This window comes from Nonomuraea sp. NPDC003754, assembly GCF_053605785.1.
Genome location: NZ_JBSGJX010000027.1, coordinates 100106 through 125536, shown reverse-complemented (window position 1 = coordinate 125536; position 25431 = coordinate 100106). Strand labels below are relative to the sequence as shown.

Annotated in this window: 19 protein-coding genes and 1 pseudogene; 10 read left to right on the top strand and 10 right to left on the bottom strand. The window is 71.5% G+C overall.

Going from position 1 to position 25431, the window contains the following annotated elements:
• The 3 genes from ACWEVS_RS29635 to ACWEVS_RS29625 all read left to right on the top strand — a co-directional run.
• The coding region (locus ACWEVS_RS29635; protein ID WP_452554178.1) for a hypothetical protein at positions 1-299 on the top strand (299 nt) is incomplete at its 5' end.
• 30 nt (positions 300-329) lie between these two features.
• Positions 330-1457, top strand: a complete 1128-nt coding sequence (locus ACWEVS_RS29630; protein WP_452554177.1) for an AI-2E family transporter — start codon at positions 330-332, stop codon at positions 1455-1457.
• Between the two features lie 10 nt (positions 1458-1467).
• A complete protein-coding gene (locus ACWEVS_RS29625; protein ID WP_449929438.1) occupies positions 1468-2145 on the top strand; it encodes a helix-turn-helix domain-containing protein in 678 nt (225 codons plus the stop codon).
• A gap of 22 nt (positions 2146-2167) precedes the next feature.
• On the opposite strand, the gene ACWEVS_RS29620 is transcribed toward ACWEVS_RS29625, so the two are convergent.
• Entirely contained in the window at positions 2168-3019 is an 852-nt protein-coding gene (locus tag ACWEVS_RS29620; protein ID WP_452554176.1) for a hypothetical protein, read from the bottom strand.
• 96 nt (positions 3020-3115) lie between these two features.
• Between ACWEVS_RS29620 and ACWEVS_RS29615 the strand changes: the two genes are divergently transcribed.
• On the top strand, positions 3116-3529 hold the full coding sequence (locus tag ACWEVS_RS29615; protein ID WP_452419345.1) for a hypothetical protein: 414 nt from the start codon (positions 3116-3118) through the stop codon (positions 3527-3529).
• Positions 3530-3818: 289 nt separating this feature from the next.
• Positions 3819-4634, top strand: coding sequence for an ErmE/ErmH/ErmO/ErmR family 23S rRNA (adenine(2058)-N(6))-methyltransferase (gene erm, locus ACWEVS_RS29610; RefSeq protein WP_452554175.1), 816 nt, complete (start codon positions 3819-3821; stop codon positions 4632-4634).
• A gap of 196 nt (positions 4635-4830) precedes the next feature.
• Here the strand turns inward: erm and ACWEVS_RS29605 are convergent, their stop codons facing one another.
• Positions 4831-6168: a hypothetical protein gene (locus tag ACWEVS_RS29605; protein ID WP_449929443.1), complete on the bottom strand. Its 1338-nt coding sequence runs from the start codon at positions 6166-6168 to the stop codon at positions 4831-4833.
• A gap of 86 nt (positions 6169-6254) precedes the next feature.
• Here ACWEVS_RS29605 and ACWEVS_RS29600 point away from each other — a divergent pair.
• Positions 6255-7514 (top strand): annotated as a pseudogene (locus ACWEVS_RS29600) (molybdopterin-dependent oxidoreductase); the annotation flags it as partial.
• Positions 7515-8264: 750 nt separating this feature from the next.
• On the opposite strand, the gene ACWEVS_RS29595 reads toward ACWEVS_RS29600, so the two are convergent.
• The 5 genes from ACWEVS_RS29595 to ACWEVS_RS29575 all read right to left on the bottom strand — a co-directional run bounded on the left by ACWEVS_RS29595 (position 8265) and on the right by ACWEVS_RS29575 (position 16429).
• Positions 8265-10124, bottom strand: coding sequence for a chitinase (locus tag ACWEVS_RS29595; RefSeq protein WP_452554174.1), 1860 nt, complete (start codon positions 10122-10124; stop codon positions 8265-8267).
• A gap of 154 nt (positions 10125-10278) precedes the next feature.
• Positions 10279-11946, bottom strand: coding sequence for a fibronectin type III domain-containing protein (locus ACWEVS_RS29590; RefSeq protein WP_452554173.1), 1668 nt, complete (start codon positions 11944-11946; stop codon positions 10279-10281).
• 5 nt (positions 11947-11951) lie between these two features.
• Entirely contained in the window at positions 11952-13511 is a 1560-nt protein-coding gene (locus tag ACWEVS_RS29585; RefSeq protein WP_452554172.1) for a chitinase, read from the bottom strand.
• 343 nt (positions 13512-13854) lie between these two features.
• Positions 13855-15681, bottom strand: a complete 1827-nt coding sequence (locus tag ACWEVS_RS29580; protein WP_452554171.1) for a M14 family metallopeptidase — start codon at positions 15679-15681, stop codon at positions 13855-13857.
• Between the two features lie 76 nt (positions 15682-15757).
• Positions 15758-16429: a nitroreductase family protein gene (locus ACWEVS_RS29575; RefSeq protein ID WP_449929453.1), complete on the bottom strand. Its 672-nt coding sequence runs from the start codon at positions 16427-16429 to the stop codon at positions 15758-15760.
• A gap of 91 nt (positions 16430-16520) precedes the next feature.
• Between ACWEVS_RS29575 and ACWEVS_RS29570 the strand changes: the two genes are divergently transcribed.
• From ACWEVS_RS29570 to ACWEVS_RS29560, 3 genes are all read left to right on the top strand, one after another.
• On the top strand, positions 16521-16997 hold the full coding sequence (locus tag ACWEVS_RS29570) for an Lrp/AsnC family transcriptional regulator (protein ID WP_354920256.1): 477 nt from the start codon (positions 16521-16523) through the stop codon (positions 16995-16997).
• Between the two features lie 76 nt (positions 16998-17073).
• Complete coding sequence (locus tag ACWEVS_RS29565) at positions 17074-17967, top strand: ATP-binding cassette domain-containing protein (protein WP_452554170.1); 894 nt, start codon at positions 17074-17076, stop codon at positions 17965-17967.
• Entirely contained in the window at positions 17964-18713 is a 750-nt protein-coding gene (locus ACWEVS_RS29560; RefSeq protein ID WP_452554169.1) for an ABC transporter permease, read from the top strand. Before ACWEVS_RS29565 ends, ACWEVS_RS29560 begins: the two co-directional genes overlap by 4 nt.
• Here the strand turns inward: ACWEVS_RS29560 and ACWEVS_RS29555 are convergent.
• From ACWEVS_RS29555 to ACWEVS_RS29545, 3 genes are all read right to left on the bottom strand, one after another.
• Positions 18692-21763 (bottom strand): BTAD domain-containing putative transcriptional regulator, encoded by a 3072-nt coding sequence (locus tag ACWEVS_RS29555; protein WP_452554168.1) that lies wholly within the window; start codon positions 21761-21763, stop codon positions 18692-18694. The two genes, ACWEVS_RS29560 and ACWEVS_RS29555, sit on opposite strands and share 22 nt — an antisense overlap.
• Before the next feature lie 112 nt (positions 21764-21875).
• Positions 21876-23930 carry a cellulase family glycosylhydrolase gene (locus ACWEVS_RS29550; protein WP_452554167.1) on the bottom strand — a complete coding sequence of 685 codons (2055 nt, stop codon included), beginning with the start codon at positions 23928-23930 and terminating at the stop codon, positions 21876-21878.
• A 151-nt stretch (positions 23931-24081) separates the two neighbouring features.
• Positions 24082-24570, bottom strand: coding sequence for a MarR family winged helix-turn-helix transcriptional regulator (locus ACWEVS_RS29545; RefSeq protein ID WP_354920241.1), 489 nt, complete (start codon positions 24568-24570; stop codon positions 24082-24084).
• A gap of 193 nt (positions 24571-24763) precedes the next feature.
• Here ACWEVS_RS29545 and leuE point away from each other — a divergent pair, with 193 nt between their 5' ends.
• Entirely contained in the window at positions 24764-25420 is a 657-nt protein-coding gene (gene leuE / locus ACWEVS_RS29540) for a leucine efflux protein LeuE (RefSeq protein WP_452554166.1), read from the top strand.
• Positions 25421-25431 lie beyond the last annotated feature (11 nt).

The window sequence follows — 25431 nt, the reverse complement described above, 5'->3', positions numbered from 1 at the left end:
ATTCTTTCAGCCCCCGCGATCCGAGTCAAATTGACTCTTTTCGCGAAACCTGCCGAGAATTTCGACCGCCCCATCTTTTTCCGGGCGACTCCTCAAAACTACTCCCGCATCCGATTCCTGTCGAACCGGACCCGCCGACGGACATGACGACCACCGGCAAGGATGCGCTTGAGGAGGTTTCCCCCGGACAGCCGACGATCAACGCCGACTGGGTGGGACTGGTGAACTCTATGTACGACTCCGTCCCCCGTCAAATCAACGCACCGCCATGTGCGCCAACACATCCCGTCTTGCCGTAACAAACCGGTATTGATGGGTATGAACCACGGGTGAGTGATCACCCTGCGCCACGCGCGTTGATCGTCCTGGTGACGGCCGCGAGCGCGGTCGTCACATTGTTCGGACTGCGCGAAGTCTCCTTGATCGCCGGCCCCGTGATTCTGGCCCTGGTCCTGGTGATCGCGGTCTCCCCCGTGCGCTCGTGGCTGAGCGGGCGGGGCATGCCCGCGTGGATCCAGGTGGCGGTGCCGTTCCTGATCGTGGTGCTGGTCCTGCTCGGCATGGTGGCGGTGCTGACGGTGTCGGTCATGCAGCTGGCCACGATCCTGCCCACCTACGCCACGCAGTTCCAGGAACTCCTGGCCGAGGCGCAGCGCTTCGCCGCCCGGCAGGGGTTCGGCGAGGAGCAGCTCGCCTCGGCCCTGCGGGCGTTCGACCCCGGCAAGGTGCTGGGCTTCGTGCAGACGCTGCTGACCGGCCTGTTGAGCGTGCTGTCCAGCCTGTTCCTGATGGTGGTGCTGCTGCTGGCGATGTCGCTGGACGCGCCGATCACCTCGAAGATCCTCGCCTCGGGCAGCGAGCGCAGCCCGGCGCTGGTCACCGCGCTGACCACGTTCGCCGGCAGGACCCGGCGCTACCTGGTCGTCTCCACCGTGTTCGGCCTCATCTGCTCGACGCTCGACGTGGTCGCGCTGGCGCTCCTCGGCGTGCCGCTACCGCTGCTGTGGGGTGTCCTGGCGCTCATCACCACCTACATCCCGAACATCGGTTTCGTGCTCGGACTGGTGCCTCCCGCGCTCCTCGCCCTGCTCGACGGCGGTGTGCAGCAGATGATCCTCGTCATCGTCGCCTACTGCGTGATCAACGTGGTGTTCCAGTCGTTCATCCTGCCGAAGTACCTGGGGGACGCGGTCGGCCTGTCGACCACGATGACATTGCTGTCGCTGATCGTGTGGACGTTCGTGCTCGGGCCGTTGGGCGCGCTGCTCGCCATCCCGCTCAGCCTGCTCACGCGGGCCGTGCTGATCGACAGCGATCCCGCCGCCCGGTGGGCGGCGGCTCTCATCTCCGGCGACGCCACCCCGGCACCCGTTCCCGAGCCCGCGTCGAGTACGGCAGGCACCGGCCGGGCCGGGGCCGGCCCTCCTGGCGGCGAAAGTGTCGGCCCCGGCGCCTAGCGTGGGTTCCATGTACGTCGAACGCGCTCCGGGGGTGGCACTCGCCGCGCGGGTCGCCTGCCTCTGGGCGCAGGACAGCGCCGAGGAGGGCGTCCAGCTGGTGGTGCCCGACGCGTGCGTCGACCTGATCTGGGGTCCCGACGGCCCGCACGTGGCCGGCCCCGACACCGGCCCCATGCCGGTGCGGATGCGCGCGGGCGACGCCTACCAGGGCATCAGGTTCAAGCCGGGCGCGCTGGGCGGGGCGCTCGGCGTGCCGGTCGAGGAGCTGCGCGACGGCCGGATCCCGTTCGAGGAGCTGGGGCTGCCGGCGGACCTCACGCTGGAGGACCTCACCGTACGGCTGCGCGCCACGCCGCCGCCCGACCCCGCCGCGCCCGCCATCGCGGTGGCGCTGCGCGAGTGCTCCTCGGTACGGCAGGTGGCGTGGGATCTCGGGCTGAGCGAGCGTCACCTGCATCGGCGCGCGGTGGCGGCGTTCGGTTACGCGCCGAAGGTGCTGCAGCGGATCGTGCGGTTCCAGCGGGCGTTGCGCATGGCCAGGTCGGGGGTGCCGCTGGCACGGGTGGCCGCCGAGAGCGGCTACACCGACCAGGCGCACCTCGCCCACGACGTCAAGCGGTTGAGTGGTGTCTCCATGAGTCGCCTGCTGGCTCCCCCACCCGCCTCCTCCACGGACGGCGGCTGACCGCAGGCCCGCACTCCCCGGGTCACGGGGTGGGACGGCCGTAGGCGCGCAGCGTGTTGAGGCGCGCGAGCGTCAGATGCCCGCCCCACTCGTGCCGCACGACGGGCGTCCACATGAGGAAGTCGGGCTCCCAGCCGCCCTCGGGCGTCCGGGTCTCCAGCAGCGCGTCGAGGTGCCGTGCGACGGTCTCGTCCGTGAACAGCGGCAGCCGTCGCATCGGGGCGGGCGCGAAGTCGAGGGGGAAGTGCGCCTCGCCGCCGGCGTGGGGGTCGAGCGACACCACCGCCAGGATCGAGTCCTTGAGCCGGGCGAACTCCGCCAGTGCCCGCTCGCCGTCGTCGACCAGGTCGAGGAAGGTGACGACCGCGCGCGCCTCGTACGGCGTCGTCTTCTCGATCCGGGCGATGGCGTTCCAGCAGAACGATGTCGCGGGCCCGAGCCATGGATGGGCGACGCCGTGCTTGTGCAGGAGCCCGGCGATGGAGGCGGTCGGGATGAGGTCGCCGGGCGGGTCGGCGTCGGTCCGCCACCACGGCGCGTGCGGCGCCTCGTCCCCGCTGGGAAGCACGAACGGCACGCCGCCGTCGTCCGCCGTCACCGAGACGAGGTAGTCGCACGCGGCGGCCACCATCGGGTCGTCGAAGGCGTCGAGCTCGTCGAGGATCCAGAACGCCATCTCCACGGGTTCCGGCTGGCTGGTGGAACCGCGCAGGTCGGGCTCCAGCGCGTGGGCGAACCCGCCGTCGGGGTTCTGGTACGCGCGCAACGCCCGCAGGACCCGTTCCTTCGAGCCGCCCTTGAAGAGGGCCTCGTACCTGAGCCTGTCGAGCAGGCGGGCATTGAGCTGGATGTAGCGCTCCGGGCTGTTCTCCATGCCGTCGACCCTACGGCGGGCGGGCCGGCCGGAGCTTGTAGGAATCGGCCGCGCCGGCTCTTGGGAAACCTCGCTGCGGCGGCGACAATCACCGGCATGGAGCAGCGGCGATGGGATGACGACGAGCGGTTCACCGGGGTCGGCGACGCCTCGGCGATGCGGCCTGCCGTACAGGACCTGGCGGCGGTCATGGCGCGGGACGGGTGGGTGACCGAGGACCCCGACGCGCACCTGCTGCCACACCTGCGCGCCGTCCCCGGCTGGCGGGTGGTGGCTGAGCGGCTGGTCGAGGGCGGGGTCTACGAGGTGGCCGCCCGTCCCGACGAGCCACTGGAGGGGATCGAGGCGCACCGGGCGGCGATCAGGCTGCTGGCCGCGATCGCCGAGCCGTCGTTCTTCGTCCGGCAGTGCGGCACGGACACCTTCGAGTGCGTGACGGGCGTGCTGCCGGGTGATCCTCCCGGATACGCCACGCATGGGCATCTCGTCCGGCTTGTCATCACGCCATAGGCGGCGTCCCAGAGCGACATGCCAGAGGGCCGCGGTAGGGAGGGGCACGGCAGACCGGCGAGCGCGGGCTCGGCCGACCGGCGGGTCGGCCCCTCGGCCGGTACGGCAGCCGCCCCGCCCCGAAAAACATGTCGCAATCTCCGGCCGGCTTCCTTAGCCTGCTGGCATGTCATGCATCTGTTTCATGCGTCTGCGCAGCGGCCGGGCTCTGGCTCGCTAGCTTCGTAGATCGCGAGCCCAGGGCCCGTCGAGATCCCCTTCGTCTCGAGGACCCGAAAGGGCTTTTGCTGTGGCGCAGAACTTCGCGCACGGAAACTATTCACACACCCAGAAGAAGGTCAGGAACAACGGTGGCGGTCGCACGCCCAGAGATCGGGCGCGGCGCGAGCTGTCGCAGAACTTCCTGGTGGATCGGAACGCCGTCGACCTGATCGTCAAGGCGGCCCGACCGAGCGGTCTCGTCCTCGAACCCGGCGCGGGTGAGGGGGTGCTCACGACGGCGCTGGCGCGGGCGGGCGCCGAGGTCGTGGGGTACGAGATCGACCCACTGCTGGTGGCCAAACTCAGGGCCAGGACCAAGCTCAAGATCGTGAGGGGTGACTTCACCGCGACGCGGCCGCCGGACCAGCCGTTCGCCGTCGTGGGGAACATCCCCTACGGGATCACCTCCAAGATCGTCGACTGGTGCCTGCGGGCGCCCGAGCTGACGTCGGCGACCCTGCTGACCCAGCTGGAGTACGCCCGCAAGCGCAGCGGCGACTACGGCAGGTGGAGCCTGCTCACCGTCGAGAGCTGGCCGTGGTTCTCGTGGGAACTGGTCGGCCGGATCGGCAGGGATAGCTTCAGGCCCGTCCCGTCGGTCGACTCGGCGATCCTGCGCATCGAGCGCCGGCCCGCGCCGCTCGTCGACGACGGCGGGGCGTGGCAGGAGCTGGTGGAGGTGGGCTTCTCCGGCGTGGGCGGCTCGCTGTTCGCCACGCTGTCGCGACACTTCGGCGGCGGGGTGGCCGCGGCCTTCGACCGGGCGGGCATCGCCCGCGACACGGTCGTGGCCTTCGTTCACCCGGACCAGTGGGTGACGCTCCACGCCAGCCTGCACCGCTGAGCACCGGGCGGGCGGCGGTCCGGCCGCCGCCCGCCCACACCCCGAGCCGGCTGGTCAGCCGGTGACGCCCGCCTGAAGGCGGTCAGCCACTGACGGCCAGGCGGAAGCGAGGCCGGTGACGGTCGGGCGAAAGTGAGGCCGTCCGGTGTCGGCCGGGCGACACGGTGTCAGCCGGTGACGGTCGGGCGGCACGGTGTCAGCCGGTGACGCCCGCCGCGTCGGGCTTGGCCGGGGTGGTCCGGGTCGCGGTCGCCGGCACGGCGACGGAGGTCCGCCGGTCCCACGGCAGCGCGACGGCCAGCACGGGCAGCAGCACGATGGAGGCCATGGCCCAGCCGGGATGCCAGGACGACCACACGTACCAGCTCTGGCTCATCCAGAGGTAGCCGATCGCGGCCCACAGCGAGGTGCCGAGGATGGCCGGCCAGGCGAAGCGGGTGGGCCTGGCGACCAGGAACGGCATGAACCACAGCAGGTACTGCGCGCCGAGACGCGGGGTGACGACCATGAAGGCCAGCAGGATCGCCGTCGTCATGTCGACGGGGTCGGCCTTGCGCCACACCCAGCAGACGGCCAGGACGGTCGCGTAGATCAGGTAGGTGCCGATCTTGGCGTAGGCGGAGTGGAGCGTCCAGTCGCCGCCGACCAGCACCGCCGTCCAGCCCCATTCGCCGACGATCGGCCGGATGTCGCTCATGACGTCCATCACCTTGGGGATGTCGGCCAGCGAGGTGCCCGCGAAGATCGGCAGCGTGACGAGGAAGAACACCGGCGGGACGCCGGTGGCGGCCAGCCCGATGAGGCGCGCCCTGAAGTTCGGCAGCAGCAGGACCATGCCGGGGATGAGCCAGATCGGCCAGCTCTTCGCGCACAGCGCCAGGCCCATCAGCAGGCCGGCCCACATCGCCCTGCGGTAGGCGGGCGCCTCGGCGGCCCGGAAGGTGAGGACCTTCCGCAGGTCGAATCTGGCGACCGCCTCGCGGACCGTCATCGTGAAGCCGTGCCGGTCGGGCTGGCCGGGACCGCGCGCCACCACGAAGGCCGCCACGCCGAACACCAGCGCGACCGGCTCGACCTGCCCATGGACGGAGGCGACCAGGAGCGCCAGCGGGTTGAGCGCGTACTGGAAGGCGCGCAGAGACGCGCGCGGGCCGCCGGCCAGCTTTCCGACCAGCGGGATCAGCACGATGTCGGCGACCACGGTGACCAGGCGGCCCGCGTACTCCCAGGGGATGCCCAGCCACAGGAGGATCCCGTAGACGTAGGGGATGGTCGGCAGGAAGTGCCACCCGCCGTTGCTGCCCAGGACGGGGTCCTGCCGGTTGAGTACCGCCTCGCCGGCCGGCTTGAAGCTGTTGACGAAGTCGACAGGCTGCCAGGTGTCGATCGCAGACGTGTACATGATCAGCACGCGGACCCCGATGCCCACCGCGAGGGCGAGCCAGAGCGGGGGTCGCCAGTCACGCCACTGCGCGATGAGAGCGAACACGACACCTGAGACGAGGACGATCCCCGTGAGCACTGCGTAGTCCATGGCGGCTCCTAGCCTGCCTCACGATCGGAGGTACTGCCACCCATAAGGCGGGTCGCAGCACCCCGGATCGTCACTCAGTGTGTTCAATGAGAAGCATGGGGGGATCACGGGGCAACGCGCTGCTGGTCGGGCTCTACCGGGAGGCGAGAGGCAGGGTCGCCGACCCTGTCGCGGCCTGGGCGCAACTCACAGCCAATCCACAGGTACGGCAGGCCTACCAGCGCGGCAGGGGCGGAGAGGTGGCACCGCTCGGCGACGACGAGGTCGCCGAGATCGTCGCCGCCGCCCACGTGCACACGATCGCCGCCTACGGCCCCGATCGGGTCGCCGCCCACTCCACCTCCATGATCGCCAGGTTCGTCGGCCTGATCGGCGGCACGGTCCTGTTCGACCAGCCGCTGGTCGCCGCGCAGGTCTTCGGCCCCTGCTCGGAGGTGCCGGAGCCGGCCGACTGGGAGCAGGCCGCCTACGCGGTCATGTGGGGCGAGAACGACCGCGCGATCCGCTCGCCCGACACGCACTGGCTGGTGGCCGGGCGCTACCCGGGGCAGAAGGTGGTCGCGATCGGCAGCCACCCCATGCGGCTGTCGGACGAGACCGTCGTGGTGCGCTCGGGCACCGACGCCGCGCTCGCCATGGCGATGGGGCACGTGCTGCTGAAGGAGTTCCACCTGGAGCGGCCGGCGTTCGCCGAGCACGCCAAGCAGCGCACCGACCTGCCGTTCCTCGTGCGGCTGCGCGAGCGCGCCGACGGCTACGTGGCCCACCGCTTCCTCACCGCCGCCGACCTGGGCGACACCTCGCCCACCGCCGCGCTGAAGACGGTGCTGCTCGACGGCGACGGCGCCCCCGTGGTGCCGAACGGGTCGCTGGGCCTGCGCCGCGATCCCGCCCGCTGGAACCTGACGCTGGAGACCGACCCGGCGCTCACCGTGTACGGCACGGCCGGCGACGGCGTCGAGCTGCTGCTCCCCCGCTTCGACGAGGGATCGGGCGTGCTGCGCAGAGGCGTGCCCGTCATGCGGGTCGGCGACCATGTGGTCACGACCGTCTACGACCTGCTGCTCGCCCAGTACGGCGTGGCGCGTGACGGGCTTCCCGGCGCCTGGCCGGCCGGCTACGACGACACGCGGGAGCCGTACACGCCGGGCTGGCAGGAGCCGATCACCGGTGTCAGCGCCGCGCGGGCGCTGAAGGTGGCCCGCGAGCTGGCCGAGACCGCGCTGCGCACCGGCGGCAGGTGCATGATCATGCCGGGGCGGCTGGGCACCGAGCACGCCGACACCGCGCACCGGGCGATGCTCGCGCTGCTGGTGCTGACGGGCTCGGCCGGGGTGCGCGGCGGCGGCTGGGGCGGGCCGCGGGCCGAGAGCGAGCGGGTGGTGGAGACGGGGCTCTACTTCTACCTGCACGCCGACCGGTGGCGCTACGACTGCACCGACGTGGGCATGCTGTCCTGGCAGCTGGGCGAGGGACTGTTCAACGACCGGGCGCCGTGGCCGGTGCTGGCCGAGGCGGTGCGCGAGGGGTGGCTGCACATGTCGCCCGAGTACGACCGCAACCCGCTCGACCCGGACGGCGACCCGGGGCGCCGCGCCTGCGACGAGCCTGACGACCCGCGCAACTGGCCGAGGGTGCTGACGCTCGCGCACGGCGACCTGGCCGACCCGTGTTTCGAGCACCATCTGGTCAACGGGAAGCTGGACCTGCTGGTGGGCCCGTCCCAGTACGCCGACGTGCCGCTGCCCGACGTGGGGCTGCTGGCCGAGACGTTCGCGAAGCTGTCGGTCGACCATCTGGGCAGGCGCAGGGACATGGTGGGCGGCCGCGTCGTGGAGCGCAACTACCCGGAGACGGCGGCGCTGCTGGCCGCCGTGCCGGGGCCGGCCGTACGGCCCGAGGGCATGCCGTGGCTGACGCTGACGGGCCGCATGCACACGCTCGTCGACCATGACTGGATGCACGAGTACGGCGAGGCGCTGCCCATCTACCGGCCGCCGGGCTCGGGACATCACGTGAAGCCGACGGTGATGGTCAGGCATCGCGGGCAGGAGGGCTGACTCCCGCCCGCGATCCCCCGGCCCATCAGCACACCGTCAGCGCAGGCCGTCCAGGTACGGGCGGTGCGAGCGGGAGAACTCGAAGCCGTTGTGCCGGTCCCAGTTCACCGACCAGGCCATCAGGCCCCGCAGGTTCGGGTACACCCCCCTCGGCTGGTAGGAGCCGCAGCCGGTGCCCTTGGCCAGGCAGGTGAACGCCTTCTGGACCTCGGCGACGGTGGTGAACCCGTTGCCCGCGTTGGGCGAGGCGGGCAGGCCGATGGCGACCTGGGCCTGGCGGAGCGCGGGGAACACGTTGCCGGCGTTGCCCATGATGGGGAATCCGGCGAGCAGCATGTCGGTCATCGCCACGTGGAAGTCGTGCCCGCCCATCGTGTGGTACTGCCCGTCCAGGCCCATGATCGGCCCGGAGTTGTAGTCCTGCACGTGAAGCAGGGTCAGGTCGTCGCGCAGCGCGTGGATGACCGGCAGGTAGGAGGCGCTCCTGGGGTCGGCGGTGCCGTTCGGGCCCGGCCCGTAGAACTGGTGGCCGAGCTGCACGAAGAACGTCTCGGGCGCCATGGTCAGCACGAACCGCGCGCCGTACCTGGCCTTGAGCGCCTTCAGCGCGGAGATCAGGTTGACCACGACGGGGGTGGTGGGGTTGCTCAGGTTCGTGTCGCCCTGGTTGAGGTAGAGCGAGTGGCCCTCGAAGTCGACGTCGAGGCCGTCGAGGCCGTAACGGTCGATGATCGCCGACACCGACGCGACGAACGTGTCGCGCGCGGCGGTGGTGGTGAGCTGGACCTGGCCGTTCTGCCCGCCGATGGAGATGAGCACCTTCTTGCCCGCGGCCTGCTTGGCCCTGATGGCGGCGACGAAGTCGGCCTCGGACTCGACGTTGGGGCATTCGGCGACCGGACATCTGGCGAACCTGATGTCCCCTGAGGTGACCGAGGTGGGCTCGCCGAAGGCGAGGTTGACGAAGTCCCACTCGGCGGGCACGTCGGCCATCCTGACGTAGCCGGAGCCGTTGGCGAACGAGGCGTGCAGGTAGCCGGCCATCATCCTGCTGCTCGGCCCTCCGCCGCCGGTCGAGGTGGTCCCGCTGACCTCCTGCGTGTACGGCGAGCAGTTGCCCGACGGGTCGCAGGCGCGCGCCTTGAACCGGTAGGTGGTGGCCGGGTTGAGCCCGGTGGCGGTGTGGGAGGTGCCGGTGACCTGGGTGGGGGCGGCGCCGTCCCTGGAGATCTCGTAGCGGGCGACGGTGCCGGAGTCGTCGGTGGATGGCGACCAGGTGACGGTGAGCGAGCTGCTGGTGGGGCCGCCGACGGCCAGGTTGCCCGGCACGGTGGGCGGGGTGGTGTCGCCGCCTCCTCCCGGGCCGTCGAGCACGACGTCGTCGGCCAGGTAGGGGCCCTGGCCGTACCAGCCGTTGACGTGGACGGTCACGGCGGTGGTGCTCGCGCCGGTGGAGAAGGAGGTGGTGAGCTGCCGCCAGGTGGCGCCGGGCGCGCCCCACGTGCTGGCGTTCACGCCGGTACCCGTGGCGCCGAGGAAGACGTAGGCGCCCTGCACCCAGGCGGACAGCTGGTAGGCGGTGTTCGGCTGGACGGTGACGGTCTGCCCGCAGCGGGCGAAGTCGGTGCCCGCGGGGCTGCCCTGGAGCGCCTTGGTGCCGCCGTGGACGGGGCTGGAGACCGTGGTCGCCAGCGAGCAGGTCCATCCGGCCAGGCCCGACTCGAAGCCGGGGTTGACGGCGAGGTTGGCGGCGAGGTTGGCGGCGGGGCCGGCGGCCGTGCCGGTGGCGGGGCCGGCGGTGATGCCGGCGGCGGCGACGGGGTGGGCGGGGGTCAGGGGCAGCACGGCCATGGCGAGTGCGAGGGCGGCCGCGGCCGCGGGCTTGCTCAGGTTCATGCGTGCGGTTCCTCGATCGTGGTGCGTGGGGGGTGCGGCCTCCCGTCCCGGGAGAGGAGGCGAGCTCTCCCGGGACGGGAGCCGGGCCGGCGCTCGGGAGGGGCGAGCGCCAGGGGGGCGCTCCGGAGGGGGGAGCGCCGGGGGTGGGCCTGGATCAGAACCCTGCGGTGGTCCTGGTGAACTCCCACTCGGTCTGGGCGATGCCGCTGCAGTTGGAGGTCACGCCGCCGCCGGGGCACGGCCGGTCGCGGTTGACCGCCCAGTACGCCAGGCGGGTCAGCCCCTTGGACCTGGCCCAGGTGGTGATCTGGGTCCAGGTAGCGGGCGTGGTGAGCTCCTGCTGGTCGGACAGGCCGTTCATGCCCGAGATGCCCATGTGCGCGTACGCCTGGGCGTCGGTCCAGCCGAACGCGCTCTTCAGCGTGTTCTTCAGGCCCTCGGAGGCGTTGACGGTGTCGGTGTAGATGTCCGAGCCGCCGAAGTCGAACGGCATGATCGTGTAGTTGTCGATCGGGACCGCTAGCTCCTTGGCGCGGTTGACCAGGCGGACGCCGTGGGCGTTCGGCCCGGTCCTGGTGGTGCCGAAGGTGACGACGACCTTGACGTTCGGGTTGTTCTGCTTGACGATCTTCAGGCCGTTCAGGATGCGGTCCTGCACGGTGTAGTTCTCGAACTCGTCGGTGTTCTCGATGTCGAAGTCGACGACCGCGGGGCCGACGGCGTTGACGACCTGCTGGACGGCGCCCGCGAAGGCCTGCGGGGTCGAGCAGTTCGGGCCCAGCTTGTTGCCCTGCCAGCCGCCGAAGGAGACCTGGACGCTGCCGCCCTTCGACTTGATCGTGGAGATCGCCTGGGCGTCGGTGCCGCCGGTCAGCGGCCGGTTGCCGTCCCATGCGGGGGTGCAGCCGCCGCTGGACAGGATGAAGGCCATGGTGAAGGACTTCACGCCGGTGGCGTCCATGACGGTGCCGGGGTTGGGCGGGTTGCCCCAGCCCATGTAGAGGTAGGGCGCGCCGGGCATGCTGGCCCCGGTCGGGCAGCCGGTGGTGGAGCCGGTGACGGAGGCGCTGGAGCCGGACTCGCCCGCGGAGTTGTAGGCCCTGACGGTGTAGGTGTGCGAGGTGCAGGCGCCGAGGCCGGAGATCGTGGCCGAGGTGCCGCTGACCTGGGCGCGCTGGGTCGAGCCCTCGTAGACGCGGTAGCCGGTCACCGTACCGCCGGCCGCGCCCCATGACAGGGAGATCGAGGTGTCGGTGGCGCCGGTGACGGTGGGCGCGCCCGGCTGGCCGGGCACCCCGGTGCCGCCGGAGGTGGCGGCGGTGACCGCGGCGCTGGCGGCCGACAGGTTGCCGGCCGCGTCGCGGGCGCGGACGGTGTAGGTGTAGCTGGTGCCCGAGGCCAGGCCGGTGTCGGTGTGGGTGGTGCCGGTGACCGTGGTCACCAGCGTGGAGCCGCGGTAGACGTTGTAGCCGCTGACCCCGACGTTGTCGGTGGAGGCGTTCCACGCCAGCGAGACGCTGCTGGAGGTGCTGCCCGTGGCGCGCAGGTCGCCCGGCACCGAGGGTGGGGTGGTGTCTCCGCCGCCGGAGACCGTCTTCCACAGGGCGGGCACGTTGGGCGGCTCCCAGCCGGGCTGCGAGGTGTGCGCCTGCAGGCATTCGTAGTCGACGCCGTCGTGGGTGACGCGGGTGCCGATGGTGTACGACGTCCAGGCCTGCCACGCGGGATAGGCGGCGACCGTGACGCCCTGCGCGGCGGCGGGCGTGGAGGTGGCGAGGCCGGTGACCGCGAGGGCGAAGGCGGCCAGCAAGGCGAGCATCATGCGTCTCATGGCATTCCCTGGAGGTGGGGCTTGACGGTCTTGGCGAAGTTCCAGTTGTTGCTCGCGTCCCAGTTGATGGACCAGGTCATCGCGCCCCTGATGTCGGGGTAGGCGCGGGGAGGGACGAAGGTGCCGCAGCCGGTCCGCTTGGCGAGGCAGTCGAGCGCCTGGTTGACCAGGCTCGGCGCGACGACGCCGCCGCCTGCCGCGCCGGGGCCGGCGGGCAGGCCGAGCGCCACCTGGTCGGGGCGCAGGCCGTTCTCGAGCTGGATGCAGGCCAGCGCGACCATGAAGTTGACGGTGCCCTGGGAGTAGGCGGCGTTCTGGTCGCAGCCGAGCATGGAGCCCGAGTTGTAGTACTGGGTGTGGACGACGGTGAGGATGTCCTTGATCGACAGGGCCAGCTTGAAGTACTCGGCGCCCGTCGACTGCATGTCGATGGTCTGCGGCGCCATCGTGATGATCAGGCCGGAGCCGGCCTTCGCCCGCAGCGACCTGAGGGCCTGGGCCATGTAGGTGGCGTTGAGCCCGTTCTCCAGGTCGATGTCGACGCCGTCGAAGCCGTAGGCCTGCATGATGGCGTGGACGGTGTCGGCGAACTTCGTGGCCGCGGCGGCACTGGCGACCTGGACGCGGCCCGCCTCCCCGCCGACCGACAGGATGACCTTCTTGCCGCGCTGGTGGAGGGCGGCGACGTCGGCCTTGAACTGGGCGTCGGTGTAACCGCCCACGGCGGTCGCCAGGCCGGGGTCGACGCCGAAGACGACCTCGCCCGGGGTGGCGGTGGCCTCGCCGAAGGCGATCGCGACCAGGTCGTACTCGTCGGGTACGGCCGACAGCTTCAGCTCGACGGCCTGGTTGACGAAGTTGTGCCAGTAGCCGGTGAGGAAGTGCCGGGGCAGCGGGCCCGCGGTGCATCCGGCCGTGGTGCCGGTGACGTCGCGTCCGGCCGACTCGCCGACGGAGTTGAAGGCCCTGACGGTGTAGGTGTGCGTCTCGCAGGTGCCCAGGCCGGTGATCGTGGCGCTGGTGCCCGTCACCGTGGTCTTCGGCGTGGTGCCCTCGTAGACCCGGTAGCCGGTGACGGTGCCGCCGGCCGTACCCCAGGACAGGGAGATGGACGAGGTCGTGGAGGTGGCGGTGGCCGGTCCCGGCTGGCCGGGGACGCCCGGCTGGGGTTCGCCGCCGCCGCAGGAGGCGCCGTTGATCGTGCAGCCGGTGATGCCGGGGAAGTTGCCGGGGCTGCCGTTGAATCCGAAGGTCGTGGTGGCGCCGGGGGCCAGCGGGCCGGCCCAGCCGGGCGCGGTGAAGGTGTAGTGCTGGCCGCTCCGGGACATCGTGGCGTCCCAGGCCGACGGGATGGAGTAGCCGGCCGGCACGTCGAACTGGACGTTCCAGGAGACGGGGGCGGAGGTGCCGTTGGTGATGGTGACCCTGCCCGCGAAGCCCGAGCCCCAGTCGGCGGCTTTGGCGAAGGTGGCGGTGAGGCCGGCGGCGTGCGCGGGCGAGGCGACCAAGGCGAAGGCGAGGGTGATCAGGGCTACCACTGATGCGCGTAATCTCACGCTGTTCCTTCTTTTCGGGGGGTGCGCGCCCTTTGCATGGGCTGTCAGGGCGAGTCAGGCGAGGGCGCGCCGCGCGACGACCTCCCGGGCCGGCGGGACGGCGCGGCGCGATGCGCTGCCCCGCGGGACCGGGCGGGGAGCGTGACCGTTGTCGCAGGTGGGGTGCGGGGGGTGGGGGGGTGTGCGAGGGTCCGTTGGGGCGTCTTTCATGATTTCTTTTAGGAAAGTTTCCTAAGAGTTGTCGCGATCGTAGCCTTGACACCGATCCCTTACAAGACCCAAAAAACCACCCCTCCCGGCCTGCGAGGAAGCCGGAAGGGGTGGGACTGTGACCGGGTCTCGGCTACGGCGTGTGAGTGATCTTCACATCGTCGACGCCCGCCTCGACCAGGGAGGCGGTGGAGGCGTCCGCCGCGTCGACGACGATCCTGACCGTCTGGCCCGCGTGCGAGCTCAGGTTGGCGGTCGCCACCGTCCACGCGCCGTTCCTGTTGGTGGCCGCGCCCTGCTGGTTGACGACCGTGGTCGTGGTGGAGCCGACCACCCGCACCCTGAAGTAGTCGGCGGTGGAGGAGTTCGAGCCGTGCGCCAGGTACCACGACAGCGACAGGTTGAGCGTGCCCGAGGCCGGCAACGTGATCGGTGGCGACTGGATGGTGGTCACGCCGCCGTCGATGTCGTAGTCACCCGCCGACGTGCCCGCCAGAGGCCCCGTCACCAGGTCGTTGACGCCGCTGACCGTGGTGCCGAGCTGCTTGGCGCCGGAGGAGGTGGTCGCCGCGGGGTCGCCGCGCTCCCACCGGCCGGTCGTCGCGGTGTCGGTGCCGGCCGGGTTCGCCGTCCAGCCAGTCGCGCTCTCGAAGGTGTCGGAGTAGATCGTGGTCCCGCCGCCCGCGCCGCAGTACTGGGCCTCCTTGCCGATGATCCGGTAGACGCAGTCGGAGTACTCGAGGAAGCGGAGCACGGCCTCCTTGTTGCGTGTGGTCTGCGGGACGATCTGCTCGTCAGGCGGGTAGAAGCCGGGGCTCGCCCCCGTCGGGTACATCTCGAACGTGAAGCTGAAGATCTTGTAGACGCCCCACAGCCAGTCGTCGATCGTGCCGTCGGTGATGTAGAGGTCGCTGGCCTGTTCGGGGGTGTAGCTGTTGGTGGAGGCCATGTTCTGGCCGAGCGTGGCGTGCGCGTCCCTGTCGTCCTGCGTCAGGCCGGGCGCGGTGTCGTTGAAGGTGTAGCCGTAGGGCCACAGGATCAGCTCGCTGTAGGTGTGCCAGTCGATGTGCGACTTGATCTGCTGCACGCCGCCGACGACGCGGCCGCGCACCCAGTCGGCCACCGCCCGCACCTCGGGAGTGGACTCGGCCGACGCGCCGCGGTAGGTGTCGCTGGAGGGGGAACCGGACGAGCCGCCGCAGCAGCCCCAGTTGTAGCCCCAGTTGCGGTTCATGTCGGTGCCGATCGCCGTGGAGCCGGAGTTGGGCTGCCGGTTCTTGCGCCACGACCGGTAGGAGCCGGTGGCGATGTCGTACTCGCCGCCGTCGGGGTTGAGGTCCGGCATGATCCAGATCTCGCGGGTGTTGACCAGGTCGGTGATGCGCGAGTCGGTGCCGTAGCCCTCGGCGAGCAGGTGCATGATGTACAGCGCCATCTCGACCGTGAGGTGCTCGCGGGCGTGCTGGTGGGCGGTGAAGAGCACCTCGGTCTCGGCCTCGTCGGAGCCCACGTTGTCACTGATCTTGACGCCGATCAGCGGCCTGCCCTCGTAGGAGGTGCCGTAGACGAACTTGCTGGCGATCGCCGGATGCGCGGCCACCAGCGCGTCCACGTCCGCGGTCATCTCCGCGTAGTTGTGGTAGCCGGAGTCGGACGGAGGGAAGTCAGCGGCCCGCACACCGGACGGGGGTAACGGGGACGGCAGCTCCACGACCCGGTAGCCGAGCCGTTTGATCGCGGCGACCTCGTCCGCGGTCGCGCTCACCACCACCGAGTCGGCGGCCACCTCGTTGATCGCCGCGCCCGTGGATGCCACGGCGCTGCGCTCCCGTGCGTCGGCCGGCCCCTGCACCCTGTACTGCTTGTTGGGCGGCGGTTCCGCGCTCGCCCCTGCCCCTGTCACGCCGGTCAGGCAGATCAGGGCCAGAACGGACAGCAGGATGACTAATCGACTTCTCACCTTCAGCCTCCTCAGGCTTGACGGGCGTCTGCACCGAGAGTGAAGAAGCTCGCACAACCGGAAAAGGCCCAAATTTTCAGAAGCGGACCAGCGCCTCGTCCAACGGCTTCCGCCGCAGGTCGGGCACCTCCGCGTCGGGCGCGGCGTGGCCGACGGGGAACAGGATGTAGGGCCGCTCGTTGCCCGGCCGCGCGCAGATCTCGCTGAGGAAGGCCATCGGGTTGGGCGTGTGCGTCAGCGTCGACAGGCCCATGGTGTGCAGCGCGGTGATGAACAGGCCGCAGGCGATGCCCACGCTCTCGTTGACGTAGTAGTGCTTCACCCTGCTGCCGTCGGCGCGCACGCCGTACTTCTCGGCGAAGCACACCACGATCCACGGCACCACCTCGAGGTAGCCCTTGTCGGAGGTCGTCCCGAGCGGCGCCAGCGCCTGCCGCCACTCGGGGGTCAGTCGGCCGCCCTCGTAGTTCTGGCGCTCCTCGACCTCGGCCGCCTGCCTGATCCGCCGTTTGGTCGCGGGGTCGCCGATCAGCACGAACTTCCACGGCTGCTGGTGGGCGCCGGACGGAGCGGTGTTGGCGGCCATGACGGCCAGCTCGACGCACTCCCTCGGCACGGGTTCGGCGCTGAAGAAGCGCACGCTGCGCCGCCGGTCGACGTGCTCGTAGAAGGCACGGCCCCGGCGCACCATCTCCGCCTCGTCGAGACGGTCGGCCGCGTAGGGGACGAACGGATACCTGTGCTCCATGGACCGCAGTGTCCGCAGCGGTGACGATGATGACAACACCGCGCCCTCTATCCTGACGAAAAGTCAGCCAGAGGCCCGCCAAGGAGCCAGATTGCCAGCACGCCGTACCGGACTCGACGATCTCGACCTGCTCATCCTGCGCCTGGTGCGGGACCGCCCGCGCACCGGCCTGCTGGAGATCGCCCGCCTGGCAGGCGTGGCGCGCGGCACCGTGCAGGCGCGGCTCGACCGGATGGCCGCCGACGGCGTGATCAGCGGTTTCGGCCCGGCCCTCTCCCCCACCGCGCTCGGCTATCCGGTGCAGGCCTTCACCACCCTGGAGGTGGAGCAGGCCGCCCGCGAGCACATCTCCTCCGCCCTGCACGCCATCCCCGAGCTGCTGGAGGCCTACATCGTCACCGGCCCGGGCGATGTCTGGTGCCGCATCGCCGGGCGCGACAACGAGCACGTCCAGCGGGTGATCGACGGCATGCTGACCATCCCGGGCGTACGGCGCAGCACGACCGTCATCACGCTGTCCGAGGTCGTCGCGCACCGGGTCCACCCGCTGGCAGGCATCCCGGACTGACCTGACAGGCCGCCTGCCAGGCACCTGCCAGGGCACTGCCAGAGCACTGTCAGCGGCCGGCGGCACCGTAGCGGGCATGACGTATGCGATCGAAGCCGAAGGGCTGGTCAAGAGATACGGCGACAAGGTGGCCCTGGCCGGGATCGACCTGCGCGCCAGGACCGGGACGGTGCTGGGCGTCCTCGGCCCGAACGGCGCGGGCAAGACCACGGCCGTGCGCATCCTCGCCACCCTCCAGGCCGCCGACGCGGGCCGGGCCACGGTCGGCGGGTTCGACGTGCGCGCCCAGTCCGCGCGGGTGCGCGAGCTGATCGGGCTGACCGGGCAGTACGCCTCGGTCGACGAGCAGCTGACCGGCACGCAGAACCTGGTGATGATGGGCCGCCTGCTCGGCCTGCCCCGCGACGCGGCCAGGGCCAGGGCCGCCGAGCTGCTGGACAGGTTCGGGCTGAGCGAGGCCGGCGGCAGGAAGGCCGGCGGGTACTCCGGCGGCATGCGCCGCCGCCTGGACCTGGCCGCCAGCCTGGTCAGCCGCCCCCGCGTGCTCTTCCTCGACGAGCCCACCACCGGGCTCGACCCTCACGCCCGCAACGAGCTGTGGCAGGTGGTCAGGGAGCTGGTCGCCGACGGCGTGACCGTGCTGCTGACCACGCAGTACCTGGACGAGGCCGACCAGCTCGCCGACGACATCCTGCTGATCGACGGTGGCCGCGTGGCCGCCTCCGGCACCCCCGGCGAGCTCAAGGCCAAGGCGGGCGGGCACCGCCTGGAGGTCAGGCCGCTGCACGAGCCCGACGCGGAGCGGATCACCGCGATCATGGGCGGCCTCAGCGTGCCCATCCACGACCTGGCCGAGGCGCCCGCGCTGCTCAGGAAGCTCGACGAGGCGGGCATCGTGCTCGCCGAGCACGCGTTGCGCCTGCCCTCCCTCGACGACGTCTTCCTCAGCCTGACAGGAGCATCGAAGTGATCTCGCAGAGCCTCACCCTCGCCTGGCGCAGCCTCGTCCCGCTGAGGAACAGCCCCGGCCAGCTCGTCGGCCTGCTGATGCAACCGATCTTCATGATCGTGGTGTTCGTCTACCTGTTCGGCGGCTCGGGCGGCGACAGGGCGGGCGCGGTGCAGTACATGCTGCCCGGAGTCCTCACCCAGGTGGCGCTGATCACCACCATCGGCACCGGCATGAACTTGGCCACCGACATCGGCAACGGGGTGTTCGACCGGTTCAGGACGATGCCGATCGCCAGGGCCGCGCCCCTCGCCGGCCGGATCCTGGCCGACCTGGCCACGCTCATGGTCACCATCATGATGTCCCTGCTGATCGGCTACGTCGTGGGCTTCAGGATCCGGACCGGCCCGCTGGAGGCGCTGTCCGCCGTCGGGCTGATGGTGCTGTTCGCCTTCGCGCTGAGCTGGGCGTCGGCCTACCTGGGGCTGGTGACGAAGTCCGTGACCACGATGCAGAGCATGGCCAGCGCCGTCCTGCTCCCGCTCACCTTCGGCAGCACCGCCTTCATCCCGGCCACCGGCCTGCCCGGCTGGCTGGTGTGGTGGATGAACGTCAACCCCGTCTCGCACCTGGCGTCCGCGCTGCGCGGGTTGATGGTCGGCGGTACGCAGGCCGCCGACGTGTGGTTCACCCTCGGCTGGGCCGCCGCCATCGCCGCGGTGTTCGTGCCGCTGGCGCTGCGCGCCTACGCCAGGCGGGTCAACTGATCACGGGACATGCGCCCGCCGCGCCCGAACGCCGCCTCGAAGGCCGCGTCACCGAGCGCGGCACGCGTGTCGGCGGCGGTTCTGGCCATCTCGGCGCCCCCTCCGCCGACACCGCCGTGGACGGCGCTCGCCCCGCCGAGCAGGACGGCGGCCCGCTCGGCGTCGCCGTCGGCCAGCGCCACCTGGGCGAAACCGGCGAGCGCGGCGGCCAGGATCGGCAGGTCCGGCGCCGCCCCGAAGGTCTCCACCGCAAGCCGCAGCTGCTCCCTGGCGCCCTGCGGGTCGCCCGCCTCCAGCAGCGCCCTGCCGTAGGAGGTGCGCGCCCAGCTCACCTGCTGCGGCAGCACGTCGCTCATCGCGGGCAGCGCGGCGAGGAGTTCCTCGTAGCGTGCCAGCGCCGCCGCTCCGTCCCCGGCCAGCCGCGCCAGCTCGGCCTCGCCGAGCCGCAGGTGCAGCAGCACCTGCTGCGACGTCTCGCCCGAGACGACCGCCCTGGCCCTGGCCAGGTCGGCGGCGCCGCCCTCGGCGTCGCCGCCCTGGGCGCGCAGCAGCGCCACCGTGGTGAGCGTGGTGATCGTGTCCTCGACGCTCACCCATCCCACGGTGAGCGCCCCCGCCTCCGCGATCAGCTCGGCGGCCGGCTTGCCGCGAATGACCCGCGCCCCGGCCAGGGCCAGCAGCGACTCGCTCAGGCCCCACCGGTCGCCGACCCGCCTGAATCCGGCGACCGCCCGCTCCAGATCGTCCTCCGCCAGCGGGTGGGCCGACCGCCAGCCGCCCCTGATCATCAGCGCGGCGCTCGACAGCCACGGGTCCTCGGCCGCGACGTACTCGTCCAGCAGCTCGGCCAGGCGCTCCTCCTGCCGCGTCATCGCGGCCAGCACGGCCCTGCCCAGCCACAGCATCGGATGGACGGGGCCCTCCGCGCGAGCCAGGACGATCACCCGCTCCATGTCGTCCAGGATCCGCCCCAGCGCGTCGGGCTCGTTCAGCAGCCGCCCGATGAACCGGGTGCCGACACCGAAGGTGCAGGCGGCGTAGGCGGCCGCCAGCCCCGGCGGCGGGCCGTCGCCCGCCCGCTCGGCCAGCTCGATCACCTGCGTGGCCCACGCCTCGCCCTCGGCCCGGTAGCCGCACAGCCACCAGTACCAGGTCAGCGCCCCGCACAGGCGCAGCGCCAGCTCCACCTCGCCGGTGTCGAGCGCCCAGCGCAACGCCGCCGCGTGGTTGTCGCGTTCGGCGGCCAGCCGCTCGATCCACACCAGCTGCTCGGCCGTGCGCAGGTGCGGCACCGCCGCCTCGGCCAGCTCCGCGAAGTGGACGGCGTGCGCCCTGCGCGGCTGCCGGCCGCCGTCCATGGCGTAGGCCCTGATCGTCTCCAGCATCGTGTAGCGGCCCTGGGCGTCCATCCTGACCAGCGACTTGTCCACCAGCGCGCCGAGCGCCTCGATCCCCGCCCCGCACACGGCCTCGACCGCCTCCAGCGTGGCTCCGCCCGGGAACACCGCGAAGCTCTCGGCCAGCGCCCGTTCCTCCTCGGTCAGCAGGTCCCAGCTCCACTCGACCACCGCGCGCAACGTCTGCTGCCGGGGCAGCGCCGTCCTGCTGCCGCCGGTCAGCAGCCTGAACCTGTCGTCGAGCCGGTCGGCCAGCTGGACGGGCGTCATCGTGCGCAGCCTGGCCGCGGCCAGCTCGATCGCCAGCGGCATCCCGTCGAGCCTGCGGCAGATGGCCACGATCGCGGCCACGTTCCGCTCGTCGAGCCTGACGCCGCTGGCCCGGTCGAGCAGGAGCCGCACCGCCGGAGACGCCGCCGCCACGCCCGGCTGCGCCCCCTCGGGCGGCAGCTCGAGCGGCGGGATGGCCGCCAGCCGTTCCCCCTGCACGCCGAGCGGCTCCCTGCTGGTGGCCAGCACCCTCAGGCCGGGACACTCGATCAGGAGCCGTTCGGCCAGCACGGCCGCCGCCGCCACGAGGTGCTCGCAGTTGTCGAGCACGATGAGCGCCTTGCGGCCGGCGAGCGCGCCCACCAGCCGGTCGGCCGGGCTGACCTCCTCCGCCGCGCCCAGCGCCGGCCGGTCGGTGCCGCGCAGGTCGAGCGCGTCGAGCACGGCGCCGGGCACGTCGGCCGGGTCGGTGACGGCCGCCAGCTCGACCAGCCACGCCTCCTCGGCCAGCAGTGCCGCCTCCGTCGCCAGCCTGGTCTTGCCGGCGCCGCCGGGGCCGACGATGGAGACCATTCTCGAGGTCGCCAGCAGCCCGGTCAGCTCCTCCAGCTCCTCCTCGCGGCCGATGAAGCTGGTCAGCGGGCGTTTCACGCCCGGGCGGCGATGCCGTACGGCGGGCTGGACAGGGGGCCGGCCGGCCGGCGGGGCCGCAGGGAGGTCCCCCGACACCACCGCCAGATGGGCGGCGCGCAGCTCGGGGCCGGGATCGACGCCCAGCTCGTCGGCCAGGCGCGCCCTGGTGCGCTCGAAGAGGGCCAGCGCGTCGGCCTGCCGCCCGGCGGCGGCCATGGCGCGCACGGCGATCGCGCACAGCCGTTCGCGCAGCGGGTGGGCGGCCACCTCCGCCGCCAGGTCCACGGGCAGCCCCGCCGCCAAGCGCGCCTCGGCCCTGGTCTCGACCGCGGCGAGCCTGTCCTCCTCCAGCGCCGCCGCCACGTTGGCCAGGTGCGGCACCGTGGCCAGGTCGGCCAGCGCGGGCCCGCGCCACAGCTTCAGCGCCGCCTCCAGCTCGCCGGCGGCCACCAGGTCGTGGAAGCGGCGCACGTCCACCCGCGCGGTCAGCCGGTAGCCGCCCGGCCTGCTCTCCACCGCCTCGTACGGCCTGAGCGCCGCGCGCAGCCGCTTGACCAGCGTCTGGAGGGCGTTGGCCGCGTTGGCGGGCGGTTCGCCCGGCCACAGCGCGTCGATCAGCCGGTCGGCGGTGACCAGCCGTCCCTCCTCCAGCGCGAGCAGCGCCAGCAGGGCCCTGACCCTGGCGCCGCCGACCTCGATCGGCCCTTCAGGTCCCTCGACCTCCAGCGGACCGAGAATCGCCACACGCATACGCACATCTTGCCGTCCGGAAGGGCCCGCGCAGCCACCCCAGCCGCGCGAGCCCTCGATACCGGCTAATTCAGAGTAACTCAGTGGGTTTTATAGGTAAATACCCGTCTCCCTAGTCGGCGCGCACCCTCTCGCGCACCCACACCCCCGCCGGCTTGAGCCTGGAGGTACCCGCGAACGGGCCGTTCGGGCAGGTGCCCGAGATGAAGACGGCACCCGAGCGCGAGTCGTCGGAGTAGTTCCAGTTCACCCAGCTGATCTTCTTCTGCGCCATCAGGTCGATGTACTGCTGCGACCGGGTGAAGTTGTTCGAGCCGTCACCCGAGGCCGTCTGCGTACCGAACTCCGTGACGAACATCGGGATCCGGTCGGCCGCCCGCGACAGCGCGTTCAGGTACTCCGAGCCGTGGGAGGCGGCGTAGAAGTGGAAGGTGTACATGATGTTGGTCGCGTTGACCGGGTTGTTGACGACCTCGCTCTCGTCGGCCCCGTCCGAGACGCCGAGCGACGACCACGCGCGGGTCCCCACGAGGATCGGGGTCTCCGGATCGTGCTGCCTGATCACCGGGATCAACTGGTGGGCGTAGTTCCTGATCGTCGACCACGACACGCCGTTCGGCTCGTTGGCGATCTCGTACAGCAGGTTGTTCTTGCCGTTGTGCCGCTGCGCGATCTCGGTGAAGAAGGTCTTGGCCCTGCTCAGGTTCACCGTCGGATCGCCGGGGCTGAGCATGTGCCAGTCCACGATCGCGTACATCCCGCGCGCCGTGGCCATCTCGATCAGGTTGTGCACCCGGTCGGTGAACAGCCGCGGATCGGTCTCATAGCCGCCCTCCTGGATGTACATCGAGATCCGCAGGACGTCGGCCTTCCAGTCGGTGGCGAGGGCGTCCAGCGAGGCGGTGTTGAGGCACTGCGAGTACCACTGCAGGCCGTGCGAGCTCATGCCGCGCAGCTGGATCTGCTCGCCGCGCTCGTTGCACAGCCGTACCCCGCACACCTGGAGCTGGCCGTTGGCCTCCACCGGCGTGCCGGTGCCGCCCGGCTGCGTGGTGGCGGTGACCGCGGCGCTCCTGCCCGACTCGTTGTCCGACGGATCACGGGCGGTCACGGTGTAGGTGTGGGTGGACGACGGTGCCAGGCCGGTGATCGTGGCCGACGTGCCGCCGACGGTCGCCTTCAGCGTCGACCCCTCGTAGACCCGGTAGTCCTTGATCGTCCCGCTGTTGTCGGCCGAGGCGTCCCACGCCAGCGTGACGGAGCTGGAGGTGGTGGCCGTCGCCCGCGGGTTGCCGGGAACGGAGGGGCTCTCGGTGTCGGGCGGGCCCGCGGCCGAGACCGTCAGCCTGTCGAGGTTCGGTCCGCCGTTGGCGGTCGTGGCGGTGGCGCGGACGGTGTTGGCGCCCGCGTTCAGCGCCGCGGTGACGGTGGTCTCCGCCCACGTGCTCCACGCGCCCGTGCCGGGGAACTCCTTGGTCACGCCGGTCCCGTTGACCGCGATGGCCATCGGCCTGTCGGTGGTGGTGCCGTTGGCGTAGCGGAAGGTCAGCGCCGCGTTCCCGGCCGCGGCGGCGTTGACCGTGAACTCGACGTAGGAGCCCGCGACGTTGGTGTAGTCCACGAAGCCGGTGCCGGTGTACCCGGCGTGCTTGGTGTCCACGATGCCCTGCGAGATGACCGCGTTCTCCGCCTGGTACTCGTTCGACGGGGCGGCAATGTCGATCTCGGCGTAGTCGAGGTTGGGCCCGCCGTTGGCGGTCGTGGCGGTGGCGCGGACGGTGTTGGCGCCCGCGTGCACCGGCGCCGTGACGGTCGTCGAGGCCCAGGTGGACCAGGCTCCCGTGCCGGGGAAGTTCTTGGTCACGCTGGTCCCGTTGACCGCGACGGCCATCGGCCGGTCGGTGGTGGTGCCGTTGGCGTAGCGGAGCACGATCGAGGCGGTGCCCGCCGCGGCGGCGTTCACGGTGAACTCGACGTAGGAGCCCTGGACGTTGTCGTAGTTGACGAAGCCGGTGCCGCTGAAGCCCGCGTGGTTGGACTCGACCGCCCCTTGGGAGACGGTCGCGTTCTCCGCCTCGAGGCGGGAGGGCGCCTGGGCCAGGGCGGGCGCGGCCAGGCAGGTGGTGAGGACGGCGGTGAGCGCGAGGAAGCGGACGGGTCGGAGCATCGCCCCTCCGGTTTATTAGGAAACTTAACTAACGATCAATCGGAGAATAGGTCTGACCACTCCCGGGCACAAGGCCCAAATTGACAGGCATCAGACAGGAACGCTGACGGCCTTGACGAAGTAAGTCCGATGCGCCACGCGCAGGGCCGCGCTAGGCGCGCAGCATGCCGCGCAGGATAGCGTCGAGCGTGCCGGCCTCCTGCTCGGTGAGCCGGGCGGCCAGCCGCGCCAGGTTGGCCGCGTGCTCGGTGAGGGTGGCGTCGATGACCTCGCGGCCCCGCTCGGTGAGCGAGACGCGGAAGCTGCGCCGGTCGGCGGGGTCGAGGCTGCGCTCGACCAGCCCCGCCGCCTCCAGCCGGTCGATGCGGTTGGTCATGCCCGCCCGCGACATCATCAGCACGTCCGACAGCTCCGACGGCATCAGCGTGTACGGCGGGCCCGACCGGCGCAGCGCCGCCAGCACGTCGAACTCGCCCGGTCGCAGGCCGTGGCGCCGGAAGACCTCCTCCACGGCCGACTCCACCAGCCGCGACGCCTGGCCGAGGCGGCCGAAGACGCCCATCGCCGACAGGTCGAGGTCCGGACGCTCGCGCCGCCACTGGGTGAGGATGACGTCGATCGCGTCCTGCTCACTGCTCATGGTCAGACCCTATGGCCATCGGCGGCGCCGTCCGCCCGGCGGGACCGGGCCCCGGCGGTCCTGCCGTACCGGTGTCTGGACGGGGCGCCGGGACGCCGCCAGGCGCCCGGCGCCCCGCGGAACCGGCCGCTCCGAAACCGGCCGGGAGACGCGACACGCTACTGTGAAATGACCCATTTGAGCAGGAGCGACCATGTTCTTCGGTGTGACCGATCTCTGGACATATGTGGCGGGAGCCTTCTTCATCATCCTGCTGCCCGGCCCCAACTCGCTCTACGTGCTCGCCCTCGCCGCCCAGCGCGGCGTGCGTGAGGGCTACAAGGCGGCGATGGGCGTCTTCGTCGGCGACACCGTCCTCATGGTGCTCGCGGCGGCGGGCGCGGCGTCGCTGCTGCGCTCGAATCCGGTGCTGTTCACGGTCGTGAAGTACCTGGGCGCGGGCTACCTGGCGTGGATCGGCCTCCAGATGATCAGGGGCGCGTGGAAGGCGTGGCGCTCCGCCGACCCGGCTCACGTCCCGGTCGCCGTGCTGGTGGACGAGCGCGGACCGAACCCCTTCCGCAAGGCGCTGACGATCAGCCTGCTGAACCCGAAGGCGATCCTGTTCTTCGTCTCCTTCTTCATCCAGTTCGTGGACCCCTCGTACGGCACGCCTGCGGTGCCGTTCCTCATCCTGGGGGCGATCATCCAGCTGTTCAGCGCGCTCTACCTGTCGGCGCTGATCTTCGGCGGGACCTTCCTGGCCGGGCAGTTCCGCGCCAGGCGGAAGCTGTCGGCCACCCTCACCTCGGGGGCCGGCGCGCTGTTCCTCGGCTTCGGCGCCAAGCTCGCCACGGCCAGCCTGGGATAATCATTTCCCCA